Origin of the sequence: Nocardia sp. NPDC059764 (assembly GCF_042732555.1) — a bacterium.
Taxonomy (GTDB): Bacteria; Actinomycetota; Actinomycetes; order Mycobacteriales; family Mycobacteriaceae; genus Nocardia.
The window spans coordinates 1-7,969 of the sequence record NZ_JBHWHH010000252.1 but is presented as its reverse complement, the minus strand read 5'-3'; the positions used below and the strand labels follow the sequence as shown (position 1 = coordinate 7,969).

7 protein-coding genes are annotated in these 7,969 nt (G+C 70.7%); 4 read left to right on the top strand and 3 right to left on the bottom strand.

Going from position 1 to position 7,969, the window contains the following annotated elements; translation table 11 throughout:
* Positions 1 to 159 precede the first annotated feature (159 nt).
* Together ACFV4K_RS33275 and ACFV4K_RS33270 are read left to right on the top strand one after the other, a co-directional pair.
* Positions 160 to 1,338, top strand: coding sequence for a polysaccharide biosynthesis protein (locus ACFV4K_RS33275; protein ID WP_379280272.1), 1,179 nt, complete (start codon positions 160 to 162; stop codon positions 1,336 to 1,338).
* A 9-nt stretch (positions 1,339 to 1,347) separates the two neighbouring features.
* Entirely contained in the window at positions 1,348 to 3,237 is a 1,890-nt protein-coding gene (locus ACFV4K_RS33270; RefSeq protein WP_379280271.1) for a hypothetical protein, read from the top strand.
* Positions 3,238 to 3,309: 72 nt separating this feature from the next.
* Here the strand turns inward: ACFV4K_RS33270 and ACFV4K_RS33265 are convergent, their stop codons facing one another.
* Entirely contained in the window at positions 3,310 to 4,479 is a 1,170-nt protein-coding gene (locus ACFV4K_RS33265) for a glycosyltransferase family 4 protein (RefSeq protein ID WP_379280270.1), read from the bottom strand.
* Between the two features lie 265 nt (positions 4,480 to 4,744).
* Here ACFV4K_RS33265 and ACFV4K_RS33260 point away from each other — a divergent pair, with 265 nt between their 5' ends.
* The gene (locus ACFV4K_RS33260; protein WP_379280269.1) at positions 4,745 to 5,536 is read left to right on the top strand and encodes a methyltransferase domain-containing protein; all 792 of its coding nucleotides are present in this window, start codon (positions 4,745 to 4,747) and stop codon (positions 5,534 to 5,536) included.
* A gap of 15 nt (positions 5,537 to 5,551) precedes the next feature.
* Here the strand turns inward: ACFV4K_RS33260 and ACFV4K_RS33255 are convergent, their stop codons facing one another.
* Together ACFV4K_RS33255 and ACFV4K_RS33250 are read right to left on the bottom strand one after the other, a co-directional pair.
* Entirely contained in the window at positions 5,552 to 5,854 is a 303-nt protein-coding gene (locus ACFV4K_RS33255) for a hypothetical protein (RefSeq protein WP_379280268.1), read from the bottom strand.
* A gap of 203 nt (positions 5,855 to 6,057) precedes the next feature.
* Entirely contained in the window at positions 6,058 to 6,261 is a 204-nt protein-coding gene (locus ACFV4K_RS33250) for a hypothetical protein (RefSeq protein WP_379280267.1), read from the bottom strand.
* 240 nt (positions 6,262 to 6,501) lie between these two features.
* Here ACFV4K_RS33250 and ACFV4K_RS33245 point away from each other — a divergent pair, with 240 nt between their 5' ends.
* A complete protein-coding gene (locus ACFV4K_RS33245; RefSeq protein WP_379280265.1) occupies positions 6,502 to 7,935 on the top strand; it encodes an aldehyde dehydrogenase in 1,434 nt (477 codons plus the stop codon).
* Positions 7,936 to 7,969 lie beyond the last annotated feature (34 nt).

The following is a 7,969-nucleotide window of genomic DNA, read 5'->3' as shown; positions in this document are numbered from 1 at the left end:
CCTTTCGCAGGTGCTGGGCCGCTGTCGTTCGCGGACACCCGTCCGGGTTGCGCGGGGTGGCGGGCCGGGGGCCGGACCCCGGATGGGAGCATTGCGGGCGTGTCTGTTGTACGCCGTCTGCCCGTGGTCAAGGACCTGACCTTGGTGACGGTGGGGGCGATGACCGCGAATGTCGCGGGGTATCTGCTGCAACTGCTCGCCAGCCGCTGGCTGGGAGTGGCGGGATACAGCTCCTTCGCGAGCCTGCTGGCGATCCAGGTGCTGTGCGCCGTGCCCGCGCTGGCCTTGCAGAACGTGGTGGCGCGCGAAGTGGTTCGCGGTGCACCCGCGACGGCCGTGCGCGCGCTCGCGCTGCGCTGCGCCGCACTGGTCGCGGCGGCCGCGGTCGTGCTGGTGCCGATCGTCGCCCTCGTGTTGAAGGTGAGTGTCGTGGCCGCGGCGGGCGCGCTCTGCTCCGCTCCCCTGCTGGTCCTGCTCGCGGGCGAACAAGGGATTCTCCAGGGTGGCAGCCGATTCCGGCCGCTGGCGTGGGTGCTGGGCGGCGCGGCGATCCTGCGGGTGACTCCGGCGCTGATCGCGCTCGCGGTCGGCGGCGGCCCCGCGCCCGCGCTGTGGGCGGGTGCCGCCGGAGCCGCGACCGCGGCCGTCGCGGCGCGACGCGTGGCCGGCACGGTCAGCGTTCCCGTCGGCGAACGCGCACGTGATCTGGCGCTCGGGGTGGTTCCGGTCTTCCGGGCGGCGCAGGTGCAGGCGGCGTTGATGGCGTTGTCGTCGGCCGATCTGCTCATCTCGCGAATCGTGCTCAGCGAGAACGATGCCGGGCGGTACGCGCTGGGTGCGATCGCGGCCAAGATCGCGTTCTGGCTGCCGCAGGCCGTCGGCGTGGTGCTGTATCCACAGATGGCGCAGCCCAAGCACTCCGCGCACGCCATGCGGTCCGCGCTGGCGGTGCTGATGGGGATCGGCGCGGTCACGGTGCTCGGCGCCGCGCTGGCCGCACCGCTCGCCCCCTTGTTCGCGGGACGCGACTACGCGCCGATCCAAGGGCTGCTGTGGCTGTTCGCGCTCGACGGCGCCCTGCTGGCGGTTCTGCAAGCGGTGCTGTTGTCGGCGATCGCGGCCGACCGCACCGCACCCGCGGCGATCACCTGGATCGGGCTGGGCGTCGGGGTGACGGTCATGCTCACCTGCGCCCACTCGGTGCTCACGCTGATCCTCATCGCCACGGTCACCGCGGCCGTCACCACGCTGGTCCTGACAGCGGTCACCCTGCGCACGGCCCGCGACGACGCCGAGACCCCTTCGCGGGTCCCCGATCTCGGGCCGACCGGAACGTAGGGTGCCGGTGTGAACGCGGTGGGCGGAGAACGGCGGTGGCGCGGACTGATCCCGGCCGGGTACAGCCTGCTGCTGTCCGTGATCGTCCTGGGCCCGCTGCTCGGCCCCGGCTACCTGCTCCTGCGCGACGCCGTCAGCACCCCTCGCTCGTATCTCACCGACTCCGCGCTCGGACTCGGTGACGCCGCACCCCGCGCGGTACCGCAGGACGCGCTGATCGCCACCCTGTCCCCGGTCGTCGACGGCGGACTGATCGTCAAAGCGATTCTCCTGGCGGCCCTCTGGCTGTCCGGCTGGGGCGCGGCGGTCCTGGCCCGCGACCTGTTGCGGGTCTCGCTGGGCCCGCAGCTGGTCGCGACGACCGTCGCCATCTGGAACCCGTACGTGGCCGAACGGCTGCTCCAAGGACATTGGAGCCTGCTCACCGGCTACGCCGCGTTGCCCTGGATCGCCCTGCTCGCCTGGCGGTTACGCGCGGGCTCGGACCCGGCACAACCAATCGCGGGCATCGCCTCACCCCACACGCGACGCCTGAGCTCCGCGGGCATGTGGGCCGGGTTGGCGGGCTGCCTGGCCGCGGCGGGGCTCACGCCGACCGGATCCCTGCTCGCCGGTGCGTTGACGCTCTTGTTGGTGGGCCGCCGGAATCTGGCCGGCGCGGTGGTGCTCTGGATCATCTCCGCTGCCCCGTGGCTCACCGCGACCGCGCTCTCCGGCGCCGCCGCGGAGCCCTCCGATCCGGCGGGCGTCGCGGCCTTCGCGGCCCGCGCGGAACCCTGGCTCGGCACCCTGGGCAGCCTCGCCGGATTGGGCGGCATCTGGAACGGCACGGCTGTTCCCGGCTCACGCACCACGTTTTTCGCCCTGGTCGGGACGCTGCTGTTACTCGCCCTGATGGCGACCGGCGTGCGCGCGGTGGTGAGCCGAGCCCCGGAAGGGGCTGCGGCTGTACCGAATACGGGGACCGACCACGGACTCATCGTTCGTCGCCGACTGGTGTGGCTGGGGCTCGCGGCGATCGTGTTGCCCGCGCTCGGCGCGACCGGGTGGGGGCTGTCGGCGGGCGAGTTCCTGGTGCGTGAGGTGCCGGGAACCGGGCTGCTGCGGGATACCCAGAAGTACGTGGCGCTGGCGGTTCCGGCGTACGCGTTGTGCGCGGCGGCGGGGTGCCTGGCTGTGGGCCGCTGGATCTCCCGCGTGGTCGCGGACGAAGCGAGCGACCCGCCCGGGCGGGCCCGAACCGGTGGGGCCGCAGCGCTTTTCCTCGCGATCCTGTTCCTGACACTGCCGGATATGGCGTGGGGCGTCGGGGGCGCGTTGCGGCCGGTCCACTATCCGGACGGGTGGCGACAGGTGGCGGCCGAGGTGGGCGCGCCCGGTGATGTCGCGGTGTTGCCGGGCGGGATGTTCCGCAAGTTCCGGTATTCGGGGAGCGCACCCGTCCTGGACCCCGCGCCGCGCATGCTGCCGCGAGATGTACTGCAGACCGGGGAACTTCCGGTGCGCGGCGGGAGTGTGGCCGGTGAGGGCACACGGGCCCGGAAGGTGGAGAGCCTGCTGCTGCACGGTGGGTCCGTGCACGAGCTGGCGAGCCTCGGCGTTGGGTGGGTGCTGGTCGAGGGCGGTACCCCCGGTCCGATGGGTGACTCGAACACCGTTCTCGCTCAGCTGACTCCGATCTACGCGGATCGAGATGTGCAGCTGTACAAGGTGCCTGGCGAGATCGCCACGCACGAGGCTTCCGCGAGCAGCCGCCGGATCGCCGGGTCCGCGCACCTGCTGTGGGCTGCGCTGCTGACCGGCGGATTCCTCACCGCCGCAGTTCTTTCGGTGCGCCGCGGGTCAGTCCTTCGGGAAGCCGAGCGCGAATCCCGCACCGATCACGACAACGCTGATTAGCGCGATGACGACGATGATCCACATCCCTCGATGCTAGGAATCATCACGGCGTCGCGCCGGGACTTCAGCGAATCAGACGCGCGCGGGCGCGATCAGCCCGCTCACCCGCTCGCCGCGGGTCACGGCCGACAGCACCTCGTAGACGCCGTTTCCGGTTTGCTCCCAGGAGAATTCGCGCGCCCGCGCCCGCGCCTTCTCCCCCAGCACGGTGCGGGCCTCGCTGTCGCGGAGCAATTCCCCGACGGCCGCGGTGAGCTGGGCGGAGTCGTCGACCAGGAGCCCGGTGACGCCGTCCACGACCGAATCGGTGAGGCCACGCGAACTCCGGTACCCGACGGTCGGTACCCCGTGCTGGGCGGCTTCGATGACGGCCAGTCCCCAGCCCTCCTTACGGGAGGGCAGCACGTGCACCCAGGCGCGGGCCAGCAGGCGATGCTTCTCGTCCTCGTCGACGTGCCCGTGGAAGGTGACCGCATCGGCGATGCCCAGCTCGCGGGCGTGCGCGCGCAGGTTCTCGTCCCACCAGCCGCCGCCGACCACGTCCAGGTGCAGGCCGGGGATGCTGTCGCGCAGTCCGGCGACCGCCGCCATGGCGTCCTCGATCTGCTTGTGCGGCACCAGCCGTGAGAGCACCACGATGCTCGGATGCGGAGTGCGGGCGGATTCGTCGCCGGCGGGCACGCATTCGGGGATGGGCTCCGCGCCATTGCGCACCACCGCGATCCGCGGCGCGTCCACGCCGAGCGCGGTGAGCTCTTCGGCGGAGGGCAGTGACACCGTGAGGTACTGGTCGCCCCGGTGCACGCGTGGCGAGAGCCGCGATTCGATCCACCACCCGATCCGGCCGACCAGCTTCCCGGCCACCGGCCACTGCTCCCGATGCCCGTGATGCACCAGCACCACGGTCGGCGCGGCCGTCACGGTGCGAGCGAAGAAAGGGATCCCGTTCTGGGTGTCGATGACCGCGTCGGGCCGCAGCCCCCCCAGCGGTCCGAGTCCGACCCGCCCGAGTGCGATGGCGGCCAGCGCCCGCGGGTACACGGTGAACCGCCCGCCGCCGCGACTGATCTCGATCCCATTGACCAATTCCCGCCGTGCCGCCCCCGGATATCCGGCGGTCCGCAGCGTCACCTTGACGCCGCGCGCGGCCAGCTGCGCGCCGACCTGCTCCAGGTACCGCTCACTCCCGCCGCCCTGCGGATGTCCGGTGTCGCGCCAGCACAGCAGCAGCACTTCACGCACGGGCGAATCTCCAGGACAGAGTAGATGGGCGGACAGACAACGGGCTCAACCGTACCGGTTCCCTCGAACTTCAGTGGACAGCCGGGAGCATTCGGATCTCATCCGGTTGCTCGCGCGACGTAAAGACTGGTTTGGCGAGGTGAGGGTAACTCCCGGGGTACCCCCAGAATCGGGTTGGCTCCGACCCGCCGGCACGGGTGCCGGGCGGTGAACGGATTCCAGGCCGCCCGCTGAAGTCGCGGAGAGGCGGGTTAGCCTTGCCGCCGTGCTTCGAGCTGAGCAGACCACTGTGCGCCGTCCGCGATTCGCCCGCCGGGCAACGCTGCGACGCTCGCTGCGGCTGCTGGGCAGCTTCCGGTTCGAGCAGACCGATCCCGCCGTGTTCTACGGCGGTGTGGCCACCGATACGGCCGAGCTGGTGTCGGACTTCTACCGGGATCTGACCGGGCAGTCGCTGCGCGACGCCGTGGTGCTGGACGTGGGCGGCGGGCCCGGCTACTTCGCGGACGAGTTCGGGCGCGCGGGCGCGCGCTATCTCCCGGTTGAGCCGGACCCCTCGGAAATGCACGCCGCCGGATTGCGGGTCGCGGGCGCGGTGCGCGGCTCGGGAATGGCCTTACCGTTCCGCGACGACGCGGTGGAGGTGTGCGTCTCCTCGAATGTGGCCGAGCACGTGCCGCAGCCGTGGGTGATGGCGGCCGAGATGCTGCGGGTGACGAAACCCGGTGGCCTCATGGTGTTTTCGTACACGGTGTGGCACGGCCCGTTCGGCGGACACGAGACCGGGCCGTGGCATTACCTGGGCGGGGAGTACGCGGCCCGGCGGTATCGCCGCAAGCACGGGCGGGAGCCGAAGAACCGTTTCGGGCGTTCGCTGTTCGCGGTCAGCGCGGCCGAGGGCGTGCGCTGGGCCGCGGCGGCACCGGACGACATCGACATCCTGGCGGTATTCCCGCGCTACCACCCGCGCTGGGCATGGTGGGTCGTTCGGATTCCCGTGCTGCGGGAGCTGCTCGTCAGCAACCTGGTGGTGGTGGCCGCCAAGCGGCCGCGCTAACCCACCCGGGCGCGTTCAGCGGAGGGCGACGCCGCGCCGCCACACCCGGCGGAGGGCGGTGCAGGGTTCGGGTTCGCCCCACGGTGACTCCTGGGTAGCCAATCCCACGGTCTCCATCGCGGTCAGGCCGACCTGACCGGCGAGGGCGTTCACGGCGGCAACCGCTTCGGCCGCGAGTAATGCGGCGGTGGCTTGCGCTGTGGTGAGGGTCCGGCCGGGTAGGAAGGACACCACCCATCCGCCCGCGCCGACGCTTTTCGCCTGATGCGGCGTGAGATCGCTGGTCATCAACGCTCTGCCGACCACTTGCACCGCCATGACTCGGACTCCCCTGTGCGGTAACTGTTCATGTTACGTGCGAGCTATCCACGGTAGCTATAAAGCATGCTCGCTGCGGCTGCCGAATGCAATAGTGCGTTCGGCGAAAACAGAACCGACAGGTCGGGATTCGATTGCCGAGGGTGCTGATGATTTGCCACGAGTATGCGGAAGTGCTTGCGCGACTACATGTCCGGCGTAGATCAGTCCGTCGGAACCCGAAGCCGCAGTGCCGGTTGTCCTTTCCGGACAGTCGGATAGGTCGCCTCCACGACCTCCACCCGCCACCCGGGCGGCAGCACCCGCTGCAATTGACCCGCCGCCCGCTGCATGGGGGTGCTGATCACCGGCGAGTCGGTATCGGACAACTCATCCACCCGGAAGTCATCGAGCCGCGTATCAGCCATACGGGGGATCTACCTTTCGAAGAGCTATGGAATAGCAACCGACCGAAGTGGTGGAGAAAGGTGTTCTGACCCGAGCATAGGCCACCGCCGGGCAACCAAGATTTCAAACCGCGTATTACCTCGCCGGTAACAAGGGTGCTTAGAAACCGACGGGTCCAATTTCAAAGAAAATCCCGGCCAGCGGGACGATTGCCCACCGGGATGCGGACAACCCAGGGCACAAAACTGTAACGTGTTCTCATGGAGTACCAGAGTCTGTTCATCGGTGGCCGCTGGACCGCGCCGGCCGGCACCGACACCCTGCACGTCGTCTCGCCCGCAACCCTGGAGACCGTCGGCAGCGTTCCCGTCGTCACCCGCGCCGACGTGGACGCCGCGGTCGCCGCCGCCCGCCGGGCCTTCGACAGCGGGCCCTGGCCCGCCACTCCGCCGGAGGAACGCGCCGCCCTGCTGGCCCGCGCCGTCGCGCTGCTGGACCAGAAGGCAGGCGACCTCGCCAACGCGCTCTCCGCCGAGACCGGTGCGCCGCCGATGGCCGCCAGCACCCTCAACTACGTCTCCGGCCGCGCCACCCTCGACTTCTACGCCAACCTCGGCAAGTCCTTCCCCTGGACCGAGACCCGCACCGGCCTGTTCGGCACCACCCGCGTCTCGCGCGAACCAGTCGGCGTGGTCGCCGCCGTCATCGCCTGGAACGTCCCCATCTTCCTGGCCATCAACAAGCTCGCGCCCGCCCTGCTGGCCGGGTGCAGCGTGGTCCTCAAGCCCGCGCCGCTGACCCCGCTGGCCGCCAACCTGCTGGCCGACATCTTCGCCGAGGCCGGCCTGCCCGAGGGCGTGCTGTCGGTGCTGCCCGCCGAGGCCGACGCCTCCGAGTACCTGGTCTCGCACCCCGGCGTCGACAAGGTGACCTTCACCGGCAGCTCCGCCGTCGGCCGCAAGATCGCCGCCATCGCCGGCAGCCAGCTCAAGCGCTGCTCGCTGGAACTGGGCGGCAAGTCGGCCGCGATCCTGCTGCCCGACATGGACATCGCCACCATGCCGCAGCTGGCCTTCTCCGGCCTGATGAACAGCGGCCAGGCCTGCGTTGCCCAGACCCGCATCCTGGCTCCCCGCAGCCGATACGACGAGATTCTCGAGGCCCTCACCGCGGCCGTCGACCTGTTCCCGGTCGGCCTGCCCGACGACCCGGCCGCCCAGCTCGGCCCGCTCATCTCCCAGGCGCAGCGCGAACGCGTCGAGGGCTACATCGCCAAGGGCAAGGACGAGGGCGCGCGCGTGATCCGCGGCGGCGGCCGCCCGGACGGCCTGCCCGGCTGGTACGTCGAGCCCACCGTCTTCGCCGACGTGGACAACGCCATGACGATCGCCCGCGAGGAGATCTTCGGCCCGGTGCTGTCGGTCCTGCCCTACGACACCGAGGAGGAGGCCATCGCGATCGCCAACGACAGCGACTACGGCCTCGCCGGTTCGGTGTGGACCGCCGACATCGAGCACGGCGCGACCGTCGCCTCGAAGGTCCGCACCGGCACCTACGCCATCAACTGGTACGCCTTCGACGCGTGCGCGCCCTTCGGCGGCTACAAGACCTCCGGCATCGGCCGCGAGAACGGCCCCGAGGGCCTGGACGCCTACTGCGAGACCAAGTCCCTGCTGATGCCGATGGGCACGTAGCCCGGCGAACGAACAACGGCTCGCCCGCACAATC

Bases quoted from the DNA above. Each gene is read 5' to 3' on its own strand.
- ACFV4K_RS33250 (WP_379280267.1), bottom strand. From the start codon at position 6,261: ATGGCTGATACGCGGCTCGATGACTTCCGGGTGGATGAGTTGTCCGAT.
- ACFV4K_RS33275 (WP_379280272.1), top strand. From the start codon at position 160: ATGACCGCGAATGTCGCGGGGTATCTGCTGCAACTGCTCGCCAGCCGC.
- ACFV4K_RS33245 (WP_379280265.1), top strand. From the start codon at position 6,502: ATGGAGTACCAGAGTCTGTTCATCGGTGGCCGCTGGACCGCGCCGGCC.
- ACFV4K_RS33255 (WP_379280268.1), bottom strand. From the start codon at position 5,854: ATGGCGGTGCAAGTGGTCGGCAGAGCGTTGATGACCAGCGATCTCACG.